Genomic DNA, 18,172 nt, shown 5'->3' with positions numbered 1-18,172 from the left:
GGAGGTGGAGATGGCAGGGAACACGGCACCCGGCGCATCACCTTCCGCCCCGGCCGGGCCGGAGTTCGGCCACCCGCTGCTCCGGATCCTGCAGGAGTTCACCCTTGAAGCGAACCGCTACGTGGATGCGGCCGGGGACCGCAAGGACATGCACCGCACGGACATGAACGCCCTCGCAGTGATCATGCGCCACACGGCCCGGGGAAATGTGGTGACGCCGGGGCTGCTGCGGAAAGAACTGAACCTGAGCTCCCCCGCCACGACTGCCCTCATAGACCGCCTGGACAGCGCCGGCCATGTGGTCCGCGAACGCCACAGCACGGACCGGCGGCAGGTCCAGCTGAAGATGACCCCCAAGGCTTTCCGTGAGGGCGGAGCCATCTTCGCCCCGCTGGCCAAGCACATGGGGAGCGCGCTGGCCGGCTTCTCCGAATCCGAGCTGGATACTGTCACGCGATTCATGACCGCCATGATCGAAGCCACCATTGCGGCAAGGACGGAAACCGCCCCGGAATGACGGGGCCCCTTGCGCACATCAGACGGACCGCCAGGAGCATCAGCGGCGGCCCGTCTTCCCGGCCAGGAGGCTATGGCGCTTTCGGCCGAAGCGCGGCAAGCCAACCGGCCCACTCGCGGGCGGCACTGAACTTCCACGTCTTCGCCCCGCTCGCTCCAGCCGCCACCTGGATGCCGTCGGCAAGCTCGAAGCGGCGCTCTCCGGTTTCAACCGCCTGGTTCATCCCGTCAGGCGATGTGAGGGTAACGGAGCTCGAGTTGACGCTCATGCATCCCACAAGCATGGCGTTCGCGGTGCTGGTGGCCACCGCCGGGACGGTTCCGGCCGACGCCGCAGGGCCTGCTCCGGACGTGGCGGCAGTATCGGGCCCCAGGGCGCCGGAATACCTTGCGATGCCGCCACCGCTCGTGGTCGAAGAAGTGGTCCACGCATATTCCGGCGGCTCGGACGCCGTGGCGACCTTGAAGTAGCCGTAGACCTTGGGATTGGCGATGCTGGTCGCGGAGGCCAGTCCAGTCCACCCGGCGGGGACACCTGCCGCGCCGATGGTGCCACCGGTGAGCGATACGCAGCCGACCAGCAGATCACCCTGGGCAACGTTGGCCGGTTTGGGGATCCTGAGCGTGGTGGCTGCCGTGGTGTTGGTGGCTTGGCTGACGGACTCGCGCACGATGCCTGCTCCGCCTCCCGGCGGGCTGGACGTGACACTCCAGGTTTGCGTGGCTGGAGTCGGGTCGGTGTTACCGGCAGGGTCGGTGGCCCAGACGCTGAACGTGTGGGATGCCACCGTCAGCCCGGCGTAGCCCTGGGGCGAGGTGCATCCGGCACGGGCCGCACCGTCGAGGCTGCACTGGAACGTGGAGTTGGCCTCGGTTGAGGTGAAAGCGAAGGAAGCACTGGTCGATGTCGAGGACGCGGGTGGCCCGGAGGTAATGGTCGTTTCGGGCGGAGTGGTGTCCCCTGGCGGGGGCGGTGTCGAGGTTCCCGCCCCGATCTTCCGTTGATCGTAGGCAGGATCGACCAGCAGGGCGGGTGAGTACGCCGCCGCGATCGACTGCCACGGAACGAGCTTGAAATTCTGGTTGCCGGTGTCGTTGCTGGTGTCCTGTGTAACGAAGAAGCCCTGCGGGAACGGGCCGCCGACCCCGAAATTCGTGACGTCTATCCCGTCCATGCCGGTCACCGCGTCAATCCCGTTGCCGGCGGGTATTGCGAAGGCTCCCAGGGGCCTGTTGTCGTCCCGGGCGTAGGCGTGGAACCGGTTGGAGCCCTGGCTCGCAGCCAGCAGGTAGCCTGCACCCCCGCTCCCGTAATAGATGCTGATGCCCTTGATGTCCTGGACAATGTCACCGCCGCTCTCGGTGGTGCTCACAACCCTCGTCCCCGCCGTCGGGTCCCCGGGTTCCGCGCCGATGCGCCAGATCCCGCCGATGTCCTCCTGGGCGATGTAAAGCCGCTTCATCTCATCGTCGGCGACCAGGCCCTCCGTATGGGCTGGACCACTCACCGTCCAACTGCGGACCAGCTTTCCGGTAACTGACCCCGTGGACCCGTCAAGTTCCCACTGTTCGACCTTCCCGACGTCGGTGACGTATGCGTAGTACTTTCCGGTGTCCGGCGAGTGGTAGAAGGAGAACCCGCGGGGCGTGGCGATGTTGGCGGTCGGCGCGAAGCTGCCCACCTTCGTCAGGGAGCGGTCGGACTCATTGACTTTGTAGAAGTCAAGGCTGCGCACGCGGTTCGAGGCACCGACCAGGCCGACACGGCTGCTGCCCAGCGGGAAGTTGTAGCGGACATCAACATTGTTCATCCGCCCGTCAGGGTAGTAGAACAGCTCGCGCCCGGAAAGGTCGTAAACCACCAGCCCATGCCCGTCCGTACTCTTGTCAGTCCCGATGACGGTGCTCCTGGCCGGATCGGTGGGGTGGATCCAGATGGCGGCGTCGTCGGCGGCGTCCCCCGTCCCGTGCACCGGTGCGGTTTCCACCGTCGCGGGCACCTGCGCCACCGCCGCATTGGCCGGTAGGACGCCAAGCCCGCCAAGCAGCCCGGCGAGCATTCCCGCCGCCGTCAGTACGGCAGCAAATCTCGAATTGCTATTCACCCCTGGCCTCCCAAAGCTCCGATGCCGCACATCGTATTCCCGGCGCTCCACGCGGGGGTACGGGGTTTTCAACCCTCCCTGCGCCGGCGCGGTACGGGGTCCACGGCAGCCCCTGGCGGCAAAGACACCGCACAAAGATCAGGGCGCGCCCGGCAGCTGTCCCGCCGGTGGGGGTAGCGTTTGCTTATGAGTGCGCAGCAGCCTGAAGACGACGTCTACACGCACGGCCACCACGAATCGGTGGTCCGTGCCCATGCCGCCAGGACCGCCGAAAACTCCGCGGCCTTCGTCCTGCCCTACCTGACTCCGGGGTCCACCCTGCTCGACGTCGGTTGCGGACCGGGTACCATCACCTGCGACTTCGCAGCCCTGGTCAGCCCCGGCAAGGTCACCGGCCTGGACCGCTCACCGGACATCGTCGCCCAGGCCCAGGCGCTCGCCGTCGAACGCGAAGTGCCCAACGTCGAATTCGTGGCAGGGAACATCTACGACCTGGACTTCGCCGACGAAACGTTCGACGTAGTCCACGCCCACCAGGTCCTCCAGCACCTGACCGACCCCGTCGAGGCACTCCGCGAAATGCGGCGCGTCGCGAAGCCCGGTGGCATCGTTGCCGTGCGCGACGCCGACTTCCATGGCATGAGCTGGTATCCCGACGTCCCCGAGCTGGACGAGTGGATGGACCTGTACCAGAGGATCGCACGGCGCAACGGAGCAGAGCCCGACGCCGGGCGGCGGCTGGTCAGCTGGGCACAGGCCGCAGGCTTCACCGACGTCGCGCCCACCAGCAGCAACTGGCTGTACGCCACGGCGCAGCAGCGCCGCTGGCAGGCACGCGTCTGGGGCGAGCGGGTGCTGCATTCGGCCTTCGCCGAGCAGGCATTGGAGTACGGATTCGCCGACGCCGCAGGCCTTGCCCGGATCTCTGCCGGCTGGCACCGCTGGGGATCCACGGACGACGGCTGGTTCCTGATCCCCAACGGCGAAGTCATCGCGCGGGCCTGACTCCTGGTTGCCCGGACAGCGTCACAGGGACTGAAAAAATCGGCAGCCAATTGCCACCGTAAGATTGTCAAGTGCAATTTTCCCTATGGCTGGCCTTGGCAGGCGCCGGCGCCCTGATCAGCTTCACTCCGGGTGCAGGGGCCATCAACACCATGAGCAACTCACTGAACGCCGGGTTCCGCCGATCCATATGGGGAATCCTGGGGCAGCAGGCGGCCCTGGTGGTGCATGTCCTGATCGTCGCGCTTGGCGTCGGCGTCCTGGTGGCAAGCTCCCCGGTTGCCTTCAACGTGATCCGCTACGCCGGGGCGGCCTACCTGGTCTACCTGGGTGTCCGCCAGTTCCTCAGCAAGCCCGCCGCGGCCCAGGAGCAGGCTGCTACCCTTCGCAGCGAACCTGCATGGTCCATCTTCCGGCGCGGCTTCTGGGTCAACCTGCTGAACCCGAAGGCGATCGTGTTCTTCCTCGCCTTCACACCCCAGTTCATCCGGCCCGAACAACCCCTCTTTACGCAGTACGCCGTGCTGACCGCCACCATTGTTGTCATCGACATTCTGGTGATGTGGTTCTTCTTTGCCGCGGCAGCCAGGTCATTCCAACGCGTCACCAGCACCGAACGGGGCCAGCTGGTCCTCAGCAGGGTGTTTGGTGTCCTGTTCGTGGGTGTGGGCATCCTGCTGGCCCTGATCCACTAGCGGCCAGCGCCCAAGCGGAAACCCCCGATCACACAACGTGGGCCCGTACCCGTTTTCATACCTCGTAATGCATCTTTACAACCCAGTAAAACTTTGTGAACAGGCGGCTGGCCAAAGGTGGCCGGAGCGCGCATGCTTAGTTCCATGACCTCAACGTCGAGCGCCTACCGCGTCATCACTGTCTGCACGGGCAACATTTGCCGGTCCCCGATGGCCGAGCTGATGCTCCAGTCAGCACTTGAACGCGAGGGCCTCGACATGCTGGTTGAAGTGGATTCCGCAGGCATCACGGGGTACGAGGCCGGCCGGCCTATTGATCCCCGCGCTGCCCGCCGCCTCGCGGTGACCCAGCTGGCCTCGGAACAGCACGTGGCCCGCGAATGGGAGCCGGCGTGGTTCCGCGAGCGCGACCTGATCCTCGCGCTCGACATCGACCACTATGCCTGGCTGAGCGAAGCGGCTCCGGACCAGGATTGCCTGGACAAAATCCGGATGTTCCGCAGCTTCGATCCCGCCATGGCCGACCGGGACCGGCTGGACCAAGGCATCGAAGATCCCTGGTACGGCGGGCATGCTGATTTCGACGCCGTCTGGCACCAGATCCACACGGCACTTCCGGGCCTGGTCCAGCACATCAAGTCAGAGGTCCTGCAGAACACCCGCCTCCAACTGCACTAGCTGCAGGCGCCAGGAGAAGGCTCCGGGCGCAAAAAAGGCGTGCGGCCCGGTGGCACCAGGAGTATTTTGTGCTCATGCACGCCGCTTCCAGCCCCGGCAGGTACACCCGACTCCTTGGCAACCTTGAAGATGCCACCTCATTGGACGCCGCTGTCGACGCAGCGGAACCACTGGCGTCCCGGCTGATGTCGCAACCCCGGATCCGGTCACTTATCCGCGGTGACACCACCGGCATACCGCTTCACACCATCCTCACCGACGGCCCCTTCGGCGCCTGGTGGTCGGCAGTGTTCCTGGACCTCTTCGATGACGACGCTTCCCGCCGTTCCTCCCAGCGCCTGGTGGCCCTCGGCGTCGTCGCCGCCGTTCCCACCGCCCTGTCCGGCTGGGCGACCTGGTCCGGCAAGGACCGGCCCTTGAAGCGCGTGGGCATCGTCCACGCCGGCGCCAATGCTGCAGCCACCGCCGTGTACATCGCCTCCTGGCGAGCCCGCTCCCGCGGCAATCATCGGCTGGGAGTCCGGCTGGCACGGGCCGGGGCAGTCCTGCTGCTGGTGAGCGGGTTCCTGGGCGGCCACCTCAGCAGCGGCCGCCATGCGTCCGGGCAGCGCGCACTTCATGGCTGAAAGCGGGCAACGGAAAACGGTACGCTCTAGTCCATGAGCCCAGCCCCCGTCATCATCGCCGTGGACGGGCGTTCCGGCGCAGGGAAGACCACCCTCGCCGTCGAACTTGCTGCACGGCTCCGCGCCCACCACAAGGTTTCACTGTTCCACCTGGAAGACATCTACCCGGGGTGGGACGGACTGGCTGCCGGCGTGGAACGCTATGTCTCCACGGTGCTCACCCCCTTGAGCCGTGGCGAGGCGGCCACCTGGACCAGCTGGGACTGGGAGAACCATTACGACGGCGAAGCCCGGGTCACACTGCCCGCCGAGATTGTCATCGTGGAGGGAGTGGGTGCCGCCGCTGAGGCTGCCCGGCCCATGCTGGACGCCGTCGTTTGGGCCGAGTCTCCGGACGACGTCCGGCGCACCCGGGCGCTGGACCGCGACGGCGCCACCTACGAGCCCTACTGGGACCAGTGGGCCGCCCAGGAGGAAGAGTGGCTGGGCCTGGACGACGTCCCCGGGAACGCGGACCTCCGGGTGCAGAACCTCGCTGACGGATCGGCCCCCACGGACCTGCTGCACCTCCTCCCCTGCCTGCCGGCGCTGGCGCCCGTGCTGGCCCCCGAACTGTCCGCACGCCGCGGCCTCCGGCTCCACGCCGAGCGCCTCGACGCGCTCCCGGACGCGCCGGCCCTGTTCCAGTCGCTGTACGGAACTTCGCCCAATGCAGTGTGGCTGGATTCCTCCAACGCCGGCGCCGCCGCGGCTGCCGCCGGGCAGGAAGAGGGCACGGAGCCGGAGGCCCGCACGGCCGCCGAGCGCAGCCGGTTCAGCATCATGGCGGACGACGCCGGCACGTTCGGACAGTTCGTGACGCACCGTGCCGGGATAAGCCTGGTCAGCACCGGTTCCGCAACTGCCAAGGTGCCGGGCCCCTTCTTCCGCTGGCTGGATACCGTCTGGGGGCGCCGTGCCGTCCGCACGCCCGACGGGTATCCCGGTGAGTTCACGCTGGGCTGGCTAGGTTGCCTGGGCTACGAGCTGAAGCGCGAAACCGGCGGCAGCGACCTCTCCGCCCCCACTCCTGACGCTGCCCTGATCTTTGCCGGCCGGGCCGTCGTGCTTGACCATGCCGGGGGCGCGGCCTGGCTCCTCGCGCTGGAGGCCTCGGACGCCGGGGAGTGGCTGGCCCGGGCCAGGGCCGCAGTGGAAGCCGCCGGCAGCGGCGCCCCGGCGGCCATCCTTGGCCCGGCACCGGAAACCGGCGGCAGCACCGACGTCATGCTTGCCGCGCCGCCTGCTTTCCGGAGCCGGGACACGGGTGCGGAGTACCGGGAGAAAATCACGGCAGCCCAGCACCAGATCGCCCAGGGCAACACCTATGAGGTCTGCCTGACCACGACGCTCGAAGCCAGGGTCCCGGAACACTCACTGGATCCGTGGACCACCTATCTGGCGCTGCGCCACCGGAACCCGGCGCCGTTCGCCAGCTATCTCCGCCTGGGGAACCTCGCCGTTGCCAGCACCTCGCCTGAGCGGTTCCTGAAGATCGCGTCCGACGGCGGCATGCGCGCCGAGCCGATCAAGGGCACCCGCCGCCGGGCTGCCGACCCGCAGGAGGACCGGCTGCTGCGCGAGGACCTGGCCGCATCACTGAAGGACCGGGCCGAGAACATCATGATCGTGGACCTGCTGCGCAACGACCTCAGCCATTTTGCCGAGCCCGGCTCCGTTACCGTGAGCAGGCTCTGCGCGATCGAAAGCTACGCCACGGTCCACCAGATGGTCAGCACCATCGACGCCCGCCTCCTCCCGGGCGCGCCCCGGGCCGAGGCCGTGGCTGCATGCTTCCCGGCCGGCTCCATGACCGGAGCCCCCAAGATCAGCACGATGGCCATCCTGGACGAGCTGGAGGCCGGGCCCCGGGGGCTCTATTCGGGGGCCATCGGCTACTTCTCGCTCAATGCCGCAGCCGACCTCGCCGTCGCCATCAGGACACTGGTGGTCAGCGCGGAAGGTGACGGAACCGCTGAACTGTCTCTCGGCGTCGGCGGTGCCATCACCTCGGACTCCGTGCCCGACGACGAATACGAGGAAATCCGGACCAAGGCCTATGGGGTCCTGTCCACCCTTGGCTCCGTCTTTCCCGGAGACTGACTCCGGTTTAGGCATACGCGGCCGTCTTACTGCACCGTGGCCGTCAGCCGGGCCACGTTGTCCACGTACCGGGCGGCGAGCGGCCGGCTGATCCAGTCCGCGAGCTTGAGCTCGTGCGAGATGTCCCGGTAGGTGTCTTCCACCGCCCGCATCTTGTTCACGATGTCCTCGCCCAGGAGCATCACGGAAACCTCGAGGTTCAGCGAGAAGGACCGCATGTCCATGTTGCTGGACCCGAGGACGGCCACCTCGTCGTCAATGGTGAAGTGCTTGGCGTGCAGCACGAACGGGGCCTTGTACAGGTAGATACGCACACCGGCTTCGAGGAGTGCCTCGTAATAGGACCGCTGGGCGTGGTGGACCAGGAACTGGTCGCCCTTCTCCGAGACGAACAGTTCCACGTCAACGCCCCGCTGGGCGGCGGTGGTGATGGCGTAGAGCAGGGAATCGTCCGGCACGAAGTACGGGCTGCAGATGGAGATGCGGTGCTGGGCGGAGTAGATCAGGGTGTTGAAGAGCCGCAGGTTGTTTTCCGTGATGAACCCGGGGCCGCTGGGCACCACCTGGGCTGTGACGTTCCCGGGCTCCGGGTTCGGTGCGAGCTGCAGCTGGTGTTCCAGCGACTCGTCGGTCTCGCTCAGCCAGTCGGTGGCGAAGACGACGTTCAGGGTGGTCACGATGGGTCCGCGCAGGCGTGCCATCAGTTCCACCCATTCGCGGCCTGCCTTGCGGTGCCGCGGGTTGTTGTAGGAGGGCTCGATCAGGTTTTGCGAACCCGTGAAGGCGATCTCGCCGTCGATGACCATGATCTTGCGGTGGTTCCGCAGGTCAGGGCGACGCCACTGTCCGTGGATGGGCAGCAGCGGCAGCATCCGCTTCCACTGGATCTTGCCTGCGCGGAGGCGCTTGAGCAGCTTCCGGTACCCCTTGATGCGGAGGGTTCCGATGTGGTCGAACAGGAGCCGCACCTCCACGCCCCGCTCCGCGGCCTCCTCCATGGCGGTCAGCAGGTCATTGGTGACATGGTCCGAACTCATGATGTAGAACTCGGCGTTGACGAACTTCTTCGCCTTCCGCACCGCCTGGGTCATTTCCAGGATGGAGTCGGGGTAGCCGGGGATGAGGTCCACGGAGTTGCCGTCCACCATGGGCAGGGAACCGAGGGTGCGGTTGAGTTCAGCCGCGGACTTCACCCATTCCGGGCCGGGGTAGTCGCTTTCCGCGTCCGAGAGCGCGGAGATGCCTGCCTGCACGCGTTCATTTACCAGTTGCTGCTGTGCCCGCCTGCGGCTGGACAACCGGAAGTTGCCAAAGAGCAGGAACAGGACGATGCCCAGGAATGGAATGAAGAAGATGCCCAGCAGCCAGGCCATGGCGGTGGTGGGGCGCCGGTTGCCGGGGATGATACCCAGCGCCAGCACCCTGATCACCAGGTCGGCGAAACCCAGGAGCACCACCACCCACGTCGGAGCGGTGCCGGCAAGTGAAAAAGGCCACAACACGTCTTAAACCCCCGGGGAGATCGGGCTCCGGAGGACGGCTTCCGGCCGGTGCACTCTGCCCAGCTTATCCGCGGTACCGCACTAAGCTGGTGCCATGACCTCTCCAGCCCCCGTGGTTCTTGCCTTCCTCGATCCCGCTTACCCTGATGGCCGGGTGGCCGATGCCTCCAAGCCGCAACTCCTGGTCACCGACCTGGGGGTCACGCGGGGCGACGGCGTCTTCGAAACCATGCTGGCCGTGGGCGGAACAGTACGGAAGATGCAGGCCCACCTTGACCGTCTTGCCGGCTCCGCGGCGGCGTTGGACCTGGAAATCCCGGACCAGCAGGCCTGGCGGCGCGTCATTGCGGCGGCGGTGGCCCGGCACCGGCTGGAGAACCCGCCCGCAGACCCGGCTGCTGATGAGCTGGTGGTCAAACTGGTGGTCACCCGGGGCGTGGAAGGCGCGCCCACCCCCACAGCCTGGGTGCAGGCCACCCCGGCCGGGGCAGCCGGGCGCCGGCAGCGTGAAACGGGCATCGACGTCATCCTCCTTGACCGTGGCTATGACAGCGACGTGGCCGACCGGGCGCCCTGGCTGCTCCTCGGCGCCAAAACGCTTTCCTACGCCGTCAACATGGCGGCCCTGCGCCACGCCCACAAACAGGGCGCCGACGACGTCATCTTCTTCTCCTCCGATGGCCGTGTGCTGGAAGGCCCCACCTCAACGGTGCTGCTCGCCCATGTGGAAAAGTCCGACGACGGCACCACGGTGAAGCGCCTCATCACCCCGCAGCTGGACAGCGGCATCCTGGCCGGGACCTCCCAGGGCGCCCTTTTCGCCGCCGCCAAGGCCGCCGGCTGGGAACTGGGCTACGGTCCGCTGGAACCCCGGGACCTCATGGACGCTGACGCGGTCTGGCTGATTTCGAGCGTCCGCCTGCTTGCCCCCGTGAACAGGATCGATGGCAAGGAGATCGGCACCCCGGCCCTCCAGAAGGAACTGACCGCGGAGTTGGGTGAGCTTTTCGCCGGCATCCAGTAGCGGCGCAACAAGCGGCGCAATCCCTTTTCCCGCTCCCGCAACACCCGTAAGGTGTGGACCATGGACTCGCGAAACCTGCCGAAGATTGAAAACCTGTCCTTCGACGACTGCTGGGAACTCCTCGACAACGACACGGTGGGCAGGTTGGCCATCGTGGTAGACGAACATCCCGAGATCTTCCCCGTGAACTACGCTGTCCACCTGCGCAGCATCGTCTTCCGCACCGCGCCCGGTTCAAAGCTGTGGGGCGCCCGGATGGAACGTCCGGCGGCCCTGGAAATCGACGGCTACGACCCTGCCTCGGAACAGGCGTGGAGCGTGGTGGTGCGCGGCGAAACGGAGATCATCGAGGACCAGGGCGTGAAAGATGCCGTGGACGGGCTGGGCCTGGAACCTTGGCAGCCGGGCGAAAAGGCCAACTACGTCCGGCTTAACGCCAAAGCCCTGACGGGGCGCCGGTTCCGCGTCAACAAGCCGGACATCTGGAACACCCGCCTGCAGGACCGTCGTCGGGCGTCCTTCGAATAGGCCACGCCCGGTAATACGCCTCCACAAGGCCCGGAGCGTCAGGCGGCGGGGCCGGCCGCCTGGCGTGACAGCTGGGCTTCCAGCCCGGACAGCAGGATGCCAAGTCCCTGGTCAAGCTCCGCCTCGCCGTCGTACTCAGACAGGGCCGGAGCCAGTGCACGGAGCTTGGGAAACTCCTTCGCGGGCAGCCGGTGGAGCCCCAGCCGCAACAGCACCTCGTTCTCTTCAGGGTCCACCACGTACTCCTGCAGTTCGTTCAGGATGTGTCCGTAGAGGAAGCCGTAGTAGGCGCGGTAGACGTGGAGTGCATCGGCCGCACCGAATCCTGCAGCGCCGAGAAGGGACAGGATCTGTTCCAAGGGACGCAGCGTGCCCAGCGGCCTAAGGCCGAGGGGCGTGGACAGGGGCCGGGTGACCAGCAGCGGCACAACATTGGGGTGCTGGAGGGCAAGCGTTCGCAGGCCATGGGCAATCCCGCGCAGCTGGGCCTTCCAGTCGGGGTCCTCCGGATGGATGCGGAGCTGGTTGAGCACCAACTCCGTAACTCCATCCAACAAAGCTGCACGGTTCTGGGCATAGCGGTAAAGGCTCATCGGGTCCCGGCCAAGCTCCTGCCCAAGGCGGCGCATGGTCAGCGCGTCCAGGCCCTCGGCGTCCACCAGCTCCAGCGCTTTGGCCAGTACCAGGTCCCTGCTCAGCCTCGGCTTGGTGGCCGCCGTTCCCGAAGTATTGGCTGAAGTCATTATTTGATCCTTACTGGGGGCAGCCGGCTGATTTATTCAATACGGTTGCCTCAGTTGTAGTCTACGAGTAAAGTCTACAGCGTAGACATGCCTCAAGATCGCTGATATTCCCAAGTTCTCCTGATGGGATCGAACCTACAGACCCACCGCCCCCGTGCAGGGCATCGAGGGTTTTGCTGCTGTAGCCGAACGGCGGCACCGCGCACCGAGCGAAGGGACGCCGTCATGGCCAATTCGCAGTTTGATCTTTTCCTCCACGAAGCCACCTACGCCGACCAGGCCTCCGAATCAAGCCTCGACCGTGACCGCCTCTTTGGGCTGTACACCAGCTGGTGCTTCGTCAACGAGCAGCCGGCCGGCACCGAGTCCAGCTTCTGGGCTGCCATGAAACACCGGGTCTCCGCCCGCCGGAACGGACTGCGCATGAAGGGGCCTGCCGCGGCGGACTACATCATGACCAGTTACCCGCGGCTGGTCTAAGCCCCAACGGGTCGTCGGACGGGGCGCCGGGTAACCGGTGCCCCGCCATCAGATGCTGTGGCACTTGACGTATGTGCCACAGCATTTTTCATGCCCCGGGACGTCCCCGCTGCCGCCTAGGTGGGAATAATCCGGAAGAGGAACCTGGCCCGGACCATCACCCACAGAAGGCCCAGCACCACGGCGTAGGCGACGGTGTTGAGGAAGATGCTCTGCTGCTGCAGCGCCGGGATGTTGGCCACGACGGCGATCAGCACCACGTGCATGATGAATACGTAGAGCGTGGCGCGGCCCAGCGGGATCAGGAACCAGCCCAGGGCCCGCTGCACGGGTTTCCAGTAGGCGCTAAGGAAGGCGTAGGCGGCCACCACCAAGACCAGGACGTTGAGCAGGCGGCCGGGCGCCAGGTAGGTCCGGCCGAACAGCGCGTCATACATGGCCCGGTAGGCGGCGTCCGGCATGAGCGCCAGCCGGACGTCATAGTTGTTGGCCAGGTACGGGTTGCCCCAGGACAGGAAGGCCAGCGCGAACGCCGCTGCGGTGCAGGCTGCCACCACCCCGGTGTGCGCCGACAGCCAGGTGACTATGCTGCGGCGGTGGTAGCCGACAACCAGGCCGAGGACAAAGAGTACCTGCCATACCAGCAGGGGGAACGAGTCCTCGAACTGCGATGGCAGGAGCCTGAACCTGGTTACGGCCCCGACCGCATATACGGCCAGGGACGCCAGCAACACCCAGATGGCCTTGCCGCGGTTGAGTGCCGCGAGGATCAGGGGGCTGGCCAGCAGGAGTACCACGTAAAGGCCCATGACGTTGAACTGCCAGGGCCCGAACTGCAGCAGCACGATGGCCGGAAGCACCTGGGGCGGCACGGGGAACTGGAACAGCGACGACATGCCCGCGTACAGGTCGTAGGTCCGGCCCGCGCCGCTGTGCCCGGCGCCGCCGGTTCCCTGGTCCACGAACGTGGTCAGGGCCTCGGTGTGGAAGAACGGGAGCAGCGACAGCAGGAAGACGCCGACCAGCACGGCCAGGGCAGTGACATAGAGCTTCCCGGCACGGCGGGACGTCAGGTCCACCACCCGGCCGAAATCCTCCTTCGCTTTGGGCCCGTACACCATGCCCACCACCAGGCCGGAGAACAGGACAAACAACTCAGCGCCTGATACGAAGCCCACCGCCTCCTGGGTGAGCAGCTGGAACAGCGAGGCCATGCCCAGGTGGTTGACCACCACGAAGACAATGGCCATCCCGCGCAGCAGGTCCACCCGCGAATCCCTGGCAGAAGGATCCTGGTAACTCCAGGCCGTGGCAGCGTTGATCCGGCGCGGGACCTGCCACAGGGCCACCAGGAGGATGGCCATGGCGGCAGCAACGGTCCACGGGGCCGCGCCAGAGAGCGTATTAGCCCGCACGTAGGTGCCTGCGGACGCCACATCCGTGACAGGCCCGGTGACCATGGGCGATGCCTTCAACCGGTCCAAGGCAGTTTTGGCGATGTCCGGGCTTCCCGTGAGCAGCCAGCTGATGCTTGCTACGCCGGTGTCCCGCGTGCTGGTCCGTTCGTCCCACACCACGGCGGCCGTTCCGGCGAAATGCGGAGAGGTGGCAGTTGCCACCGCCTGGTCCCACCAGCGCGTTTTGATGTCCGCCTCGGGCGCCCCGCCGGATGCAGGGCTGTAGAAGGCCGAGGTCTGGAGCAGGAAGGGCTTTTTATGTCCTTCGGCGTAGGTGCCGTAGAAGTTTTCGTTGCCGGAGGCCGTCAGCATGTCTTCGAGTTCGCCGGCGTGCGGCAGGGAGTTGACGGCGGCCGCGCCGGCAGTGTCGTCATGGTAGGCGGCCAACCCCACCCAGTCCACCGCGTCGTCGCCCGGGTAATACGGGGCATAGGCGCTGTCGCTCCCGTTCCAGGTTCCGTCCCCATTTGTATCCAGGAGGGAAAACCCGTCGCTTCCCGGCTGTGGCGCATTCCGGTTCCGGTCGAAGGGGTAGTCCTTCCCCAGGTAGGGCGCCCACACCATGGTGGCCCGGCCGCCGTCGTCCTTCCTGAAGGCTGCCGACACCGCTTGGAAAGCCTGCCGGTACGCAGCCGGCTGCTGGCCCCAGGCCACCCAGCTGGCGTTCATGTCGGGGGCAAAGCGGACCAGCAGTTGGCCCTTGAATCCCGCGGTCAGGTCGCGCACCTGCGCTGCGAACGCTTCCGCCTCCGCGGCGCCGAGCTGGTCCAGCGGCACGGACGGCTTGACCGTGAGCATGGCGTGGGCGCCCTTCGCTGCGGTCTGCTGCAGGAAGCCCCCGATGTCATTCCGCTCGGATTCGCGGTAGGGCATGGTGATGTCATGGCCGTAGAGCGCCGGGGTTGCGCCCAGCCGGTCGCTGAAGCCCGCGGCGGTATCCTCACCCCATTCGAGGACCGCCCCCAGCCAGGGTTTGCCCTTGTCCGGCGCGGGGCCGGCCGCCTGCGCCGGGGCTGCCGGGGCCACCACTGCCAGGAGGGCGATGAGAACCGCGGCCAGGAAGGCCGCGGCGGAGCGCGGCCGGTTACGCCGGATGGCGGCGCGGTGGTGCGATACGTGTGCCCGCATGCTGACAAGGACCCCCGGTACTCATTGCTCTGGATACGGGGCGGCGCCCCCGGTATGAACCTTATCGGTCCGCAGCAGGCTACGTGCCGCATGGCGGGCAGCTCAATGACGGAACATGACGACGTCGGCGATGCGGCTTGGCGCGGCAGGTGTTACGTTTTTGGGGAGTAATGAGTACCGGCGCCAAGCCCTGACTTGCCGGTCGGCAACCCTCCCTTTCGCGGCGGGGTGCCTCAGGTGAATACTCGGCATATCGACCGATTCGAGCTGCAAGCGTGAGAGAAGGAGATCCGTCGTGTCCGACGCACCCGCCCTTGACGAAAGACTGTCCTACCGCCTGATAACCGGCGCGGACACCCGTGAATTCTGCGAGCGGATCTCCGCCGCACTCGCCGACGGCTACGTGCTGCACGGCAGCCCGGCAGCTACTTTCAACGGCACCAGCGTCATCGTGGCGCAGGCAATCGTCCTTCCGGCCGCGATCGCCTCAGCCGATGCCGCCGTCGCCACAGCGGTGGACCAGCTCGACGCCGGCCTTGAAGGCGATTTCGACGGCGAGGGCCACGCATGAGCTACGCCGGAGACCTGACGCCCCAGGAAGCATGGGCCAAGCTGGAGCAGGGCGCCATCCTGGTGGACGTCCGCACCGAGGGCGAATGGGCCCACATCGGCATCCCGGACACCAAGGCCACGGACAACGATCCCCTGTTCATCCAGTGGACCTTCCCCGGCGGCATCCCCAATCCCGACTTCGTCAAGGACCTCCAGGCGCAGGCGCCGGAGGATCCCCAGGCGGAACTGCTCTTCCTCTGCCGCTCCGGCCAGCGGTCCATCGCGGCTGCAACTGCCGCCACCCAGGCCGGTTTTAAGGCCTACAACGTGCTGGAGGGCTTCGAAGGCGAGCCGGACCGCTACGGCGAACGCACCGTCAACGGCTGGAAGAACCGCGGCCTCCCCACCAACCTCGGAAAGAACTAAGTGACCTTCAACCCAGACGCCCCCGGCTGGAACCCCGATACGCAGGCAGTCCGCGGCGGCCTGGACCGCTCCAACTTCCAGGAAACGTCCGAGGCCATCTTCCTGAACTCCGGGTTCGTCTACGAATCCGCTGCGGCAGCTGAACGCGCGTTCACCGGCGAGGACGAGCGCTTTGTCTACTCCCGCTACGGCAACCCGTCCGTTGCCACCTTCCAGGAACGGCTCAGGCTGCTGGAAGGCACCGAAGCCTGCTTTGCGACGGCGTCGGGCATGTCTGCCGTGTTCACCGCGCTGGGTGCCCTGCTGGCTGCCGGCGACCGCGTGGTGGCTGCCCGTTCGCTGTTCGGTTCGTGCTTTGTGATCCTGAACGAGATCCTCCCGCGCTGGGGTGTGGAAACGGTCTTCGTGGACGGTCCGGACCTGGACCAGTGGCGCGAAGCCCTGTCCAAGCCCACCACCGCCGTCTTCTTCGAGTCCCCGTCCAACCCCATGCAGGAAATCGTCGACATCGCCGCCGTCAGTGAGCTGGCGCATGCGGCCGGCGCCACCGTGGTGGCTGACAACGTCTTTGCCACTCCCCTGCTGCAGCGCTGCGGGGACCTCGGCACCGACGTCATCGTCTACTCGGGTACCAAGCACATCGATGGGCAGGGCAGGGTGATGGGCGGTGCCATCCTGGGCACCAAGGAATTCATCGACGGACCCGTCAAGCAGCTGATGCGCCATACCGGCCCCGCACTGTCCGCCTTCAACGCCTGGGTCCTGACCAAGGGCCTGGAAACCATGGGCCTGCGCGTCAACCACTCGTCCGCCACCGCGCTGCGGCTGGCTGAATGGCTGGAGGAACAGCCGGCGGTGGGCTGGGTGAAGTATCCGCTCCTGAAGTCGCACCCGCAGTACGGGCTGGCCGCTAAGCAGATGAGTGCCGGCGGAACGGTCCTGACCTTCGAACTGGCCCCGACCGGCGGGCGTTCCGGCAAGGAAGCGGCATTCGCCCTCCTGGACGGGCTGCGGATCATCGATATTTCCAACAACCTCGGTGATGCCAAGTCCCTGATCACGCACCCGGCCACCACCACCCACCGCGCCATGGGCCCGGAGGGGCGGGCCGCCATTGGGCTCAGCGACGGCGTGGTGCGGCTCTCGGTGGGGCTCGAGGACCCGGATGACCTCCTCCGCGACCTTGAGCAGGCGCTGAAGCAGATCTAGCCTTTTCGACGCGCCTCCCCGTTTTCGACGCGCAGATTCCCTGGCGCGCACGGAATGTGGCGTGCGCAAAGGAGTGTGCGCGTCGAAAAGGAATATGCATGCCGCGGACCGGCAACCCAAGCGGCAGGTCAGGCCTGCCGCACGCGCAGCAGCTCCGGCGTGTCCGCCATGTCTGACAGGTCCAGCGTGTCGCGCATCGTCAGGTGGACCGCCTGCCGCACCACGGCACCGAACCCCATGTCCTCAGGCGGCTGCCCCGCCAGGGCCTTGTCGCGGGCACGGCGCTGTTCAGCGGCCCCGGTTCCGCGGGAAATGATGTCCTCCACCCCCTGCCTGGCCAGGGCCAGCTCCCCCTGTTCGGCCAGGACGGGGGCCAGGTAGTCCACCAGGGAACGGACCACGTCCGCGGCCGGTGCGGGCCTGAAGTTGCCGAAGTCCAGGAGTTCGCCGCTCAGCCCGGCGCTGCTGGCCTGCCAGGACGCCATCCGCAGCAGGACTGTGGGTACGGGCGCGGGATCCACGTCCTCGCGCCATTCCCGGCCCGCGGATTCCACCAATGCCCGTACCAGCACCGCGATGAGGGCTGCGTCCCCGGCACGGAGGCACACGTCCGCCACCCGCACTTCCACCGTCGGATGGTTCCGGGAGAGACGGGCGTCGAAATACAGCATGCCCTCATCGAGCATGACGCCGCTGTCCAGCAGCCGGGTCACCACGCGGCGGTACGCGGGATACGTCCCGTAAATACCTGCCGGGCCCGCAGTGGGCCAGCGGTTCCAGGCCTGGGTCCGGTAGCTTTCGAAGCCGGTGGGGACGCCATTCCAAAATGGCGAGTTGGCGCTCAGTGCCGTGAGCACCGCCAGCTTGTCGCGGATTCGGTCCAGGACCGCCACGCCTTCCTCCGGCGATTCAATGAAGGTGTGGACGTGGAAACCGCAGGTCAGCTGCTCCTGGGCGGTGAGGCCAAAGCGTTCCAGCATCCTGGCATAGCGCGGGTCCGGCGTGGTGTGGCTGGGCGAGGCCACGGGAGAGGTGGCGAGCGCCGCAACCCGGGCCCCGTGCTTTTGGGCAGCCTGGTCCGCCAGCGCCCGGCCGGCCCGGATCTGTTCCAGCAGGCTTCCGTAGTCGGTGCACGGCCGGGTCTGTGTCTCGATCTGCTCAAGCTTGAGCTCGGCACTCAAGCCCATCTCGTCGTCGTAATCCGCCTGGTTGCCGGCATGGCGGCTTTCCAGCTCCACCGGCGCATCATCGGCTGCCACGCGCCGGCCAGCGAGGAGCGCGTCGGCCAGGGCAAGCGGCTCCCCGGACTCCGGATCAACAATCAGGAGTTCTTCCTCGACGCCGAATGTACGCATA

Annotated in this window: 17 protein-coding genes and 1 riboswitch; of the genes, 12 read left to right on the top strand and 5 right to left on the bottom strand. The window is 66.8% G+C overall.

The features are described 5' to 3' along the window. Positions 1 to 10 precede the first annotated feature (10 nt). A complete protein-coding gene (locus J2T23_RS05800; protein WP_307357963.1) occupies positions 11 to 517 on the top strand; it encodes a MarR family winged helix-turn-helix transcriptional regulator in 507 nt (168 codons plus the stop codon). A gap of 70 nt (positions 518 to 587) precedes the next feature. Here J2T23_RS05800 and J2T23_RS05795 read toward each other — a convergent pair whose 3' ends face one another. Then, positions 588 to 2,621, bottom strand: coding sequence for a phytase (locus J2T23_RS05795; RefSeq protein WP_307357960.1), 2,034 nt, complete (start codon positions 2,619 to 2,621; stop codon positions 588 to 590). 186 nt (positions 2,622 to 2,807) lie between these two features. Between J2T23_RS05795 and J2T23_RS05790 the strand changes: the two genes are divergently transcribed. From J2T23_RS05790 to pabB, 5 genes are all read left to right on the top strand, one after another. Further along, on the top strand, positions 2,808 to 3,626 hold the full coding sequence (locus tag J2T23_RS05790) for a methyltransferase domain-containing protein (RefSeq protein ID WP_141159090.1): 819 nt from the start codon (positions 2,808 to 2,810) through the stop codon (positions 3,624 to 3,626). Positions 3,627 to 3,697: 71 nt separating this feature from the next. After that, complete coding sequence (locus tag J2T23_RS05785) at positions 3,698 to 4,321, top strand: LysE family transporter (protein ID WP_307357958.1); 624 nt, start codon at positions 3,698 to 3,700, stop codon at positions 4,319 to 4,321. Between the two features lie 144 nt (positions 4,322 to 4,465). Next, entirely contained in the window at positions 4,466 to 4,999 is a 534-nt protein-coding gene (locus J2T23_RS05780) for a low molecular weight protein-tyrosine-phosphatase (RefSeq protein ID WP_307357955.1), read from the top strand. Positions 5,000 to 5,073: 74 nt separating this feature from the next. Continuing rightward, positions 5,074 to 5,625 carry a DUF2231 domain-containing protein gene (locus J2T23_RS05775; protein ID WP_307357953.1) on the top strand — a complete coding sequence of 184 codons (552 nt, stop codon included), beginning with the start codon at positions 5,074 to 5,076 and terminating at the stop codon, positions 5,623 to 5,625. 33 nt (positions 5,626 to 5,658) lie between these two features. Then, on the top strand, positions 5,659 to 7,767 hold the full coding sequence (gene pabB, locus J2T23_RS05770; protein ID WP_307357951.1) for an aminodeoxychorismate synthase component I: 2,109 nt from the start codon (positions 5,659 to 5,661) through the stop codon (positions 7,765 to 7,767). A gap of 26 nt (positions 7,768 to 7,793) precedes the next feature. Here pabB and cls read toward each other — a convergent pair whose 3' ends face one another. Continuing rightward, positions 7,794 to 9,269, bottom strand: coding sequence for a cardiolipin synthase (gene cls / locus J2T23_RS05765; RefSeq protein ID WP_370871431.1), 1,476 nt, complete (start codon positions 9,267 to 9,269; stop codon positions 7,794 to 7,796). Positions 9,270 to 9,363: 94 nt separating this feature from the next. Between cls and J2T23_RS05760 the strand changes: the two genes are divergently transcribed. Together J2T23_RS05760 and J2T23_RS05755 are read left to right on the top strand one after the other, a co-directional pair. Beyond that, positions 9,364 to 10,293, top strand: a complete 930-nt coding sequence (locus tag J2T23_RS05760) for an aminodeoxychorismate lyase (RefSeq protein WP_141159086.1) — start codon at positions 9,364 to 9,366, stop codon at positions 10,291 to 10,293. A 60-nt stretch (positions 10,294 to 10,353) separates the two neighbouring features. Beyond that, positions 10,354 to 10,821 (top strand): pyridoxamine 5'-phosphate oxidase family protein, encoded by a 468-nt coding sequence (locus J2T23_RS05755; protein WP_141159085.1) that lies wholly within the window; start codon positions 10,354 to 10,356, stop codon positions 10,819 to 10,821. A 38-nt stretch (positions 10,822 to 10,859) separates the two neighbouring features. Here J2T23_RS05755 and J2T23_RS05750 read toward each other — a convergent pair whose 3' ends face one another. After that, a complete protein-coding gene (locus tag J2T23_RS05750) occupies positions 10,860 to 11,564 on the bottom strand; it encodes a TetR/AcrR family transcriptional regulator C-terminal domain-containing protein (protein ID WP_141159084.1) in 705 nt (234 codons plus the stop codon). Between the two features lie 225 nt (positions 11,565 to 11,789). On the opposite strand from J2T23_RS05750, the gene J2T23_RS05745 reads away from it, so the two are divergent. Next, positions 11,790 to 12,044, top strand: coding sequence for a hypothetical protein (locus J2T23_RS05745; protein ID WP_141159083.1), 255 nt, complete (start codon positions 11,790 to 11,792; stop codon positions 12,042 to 12,044). Between the two features lie 116 nt (positions 12,045 to 12,160). Here the strand turns inward: J2T23_RS05745 and opgC are convergent, their stop codons facing one another. Continuing rightward, on the bottom strand, positions 12,161 to 14,629 hold the full coding sequence (gene opgC / locus J2T23_RS05740; protein ID WP_307357944.1) for an OpgC domain-containing protein: 2,469 nt from the start codon (positions 14,627 to 14,629) through the stop codon (positions 12,161 to 12,163). A gap of 166 nt (positions 14,630 to 14,795) precedes the next feature. Then, positions 14,796 to 14,911, top strand: a riboswitch (SAM riboswitch). Between the two features lie 13 nt (positions 14,912 to 14,924). Here opgC and J2T23_RS05735 point away from each other — a divergent pair. From J2T23_RS05735 to J2T23_RS05725, 3 genes are read left to right on the top strand one after another with little or no spacing between them, the layout of a single operon-like run. Continuing rightward, positions 14,925 to 15,200, top strand: a complete 276-nt coding sequence (locus tag J2T23_RS05735) for a DUF1737 domain-containing protein (RefSeq protein WP_141159081.1) — start codon at positions 14,925 to 14,927, stop codon at positions 15,198 to 15,200. Continuing rightward, positions 15,197 to 15,607, top strand: coding sequence for a rhodanese-like domain-containing protein (locus tag J2T23_RS05730; protein WP_307357941.1), 411 nt, complete (start codon positions 15,197 to 15,199; stop codon positions 15,605 to 15,607). Before J2T23_RS05735 ends, J2T23_RS05730 begins: the two co-directional genes overlap by 4 nt. Beyond that, positions 15,608 to 16,816, top strand: a complete 1,209-nt coding sequence (locus J2T23_RS05725; RefSeq protein ID WP_307357939.1) for an O-succinylhomoserine sulfhydrylase — start codon at positions 15,608 to 15,610, stop codon at positions 16,814 to 16,816. It begins immediately after the preceding gene. A gap of 128 nt (positions 16,817 to 16,944) precedes the next feature. Here the strand turns inward: J2T23_RS05725 and J2T23_RS05720 are convergent, their stop codons facing one another. Further along, positions 16,945 to 18,171 carry a glutamate--cysteine ligase 2 gene (locus J2T23_RS05720; protein WP_141159078.1) on the bottom strand — a complete coding sequence of 409 codons (1,227 nt, stop codon included), beginning with the start codon at positions 18,169 to 18,171 and terminating at the stop codon, positions 16,945 to 16,947. Position 18,172: the final 1 nt, after the last annotated feature.

It is taken from the genome of Pseudarthrobacter niigatensis (assembly GCF_030812615.1).
Classification (GTDB): Bacteria; Actinomycetota; Actinomycetes; order Actinomycetales; family Micrococcaceae; genus Arthrobacter; species Arthrobacter niigatensis.
Note: the sequence above shows the minus strand (reverse complement) of the source record. Positions and strands in the feature narration are given on the sequence as shown.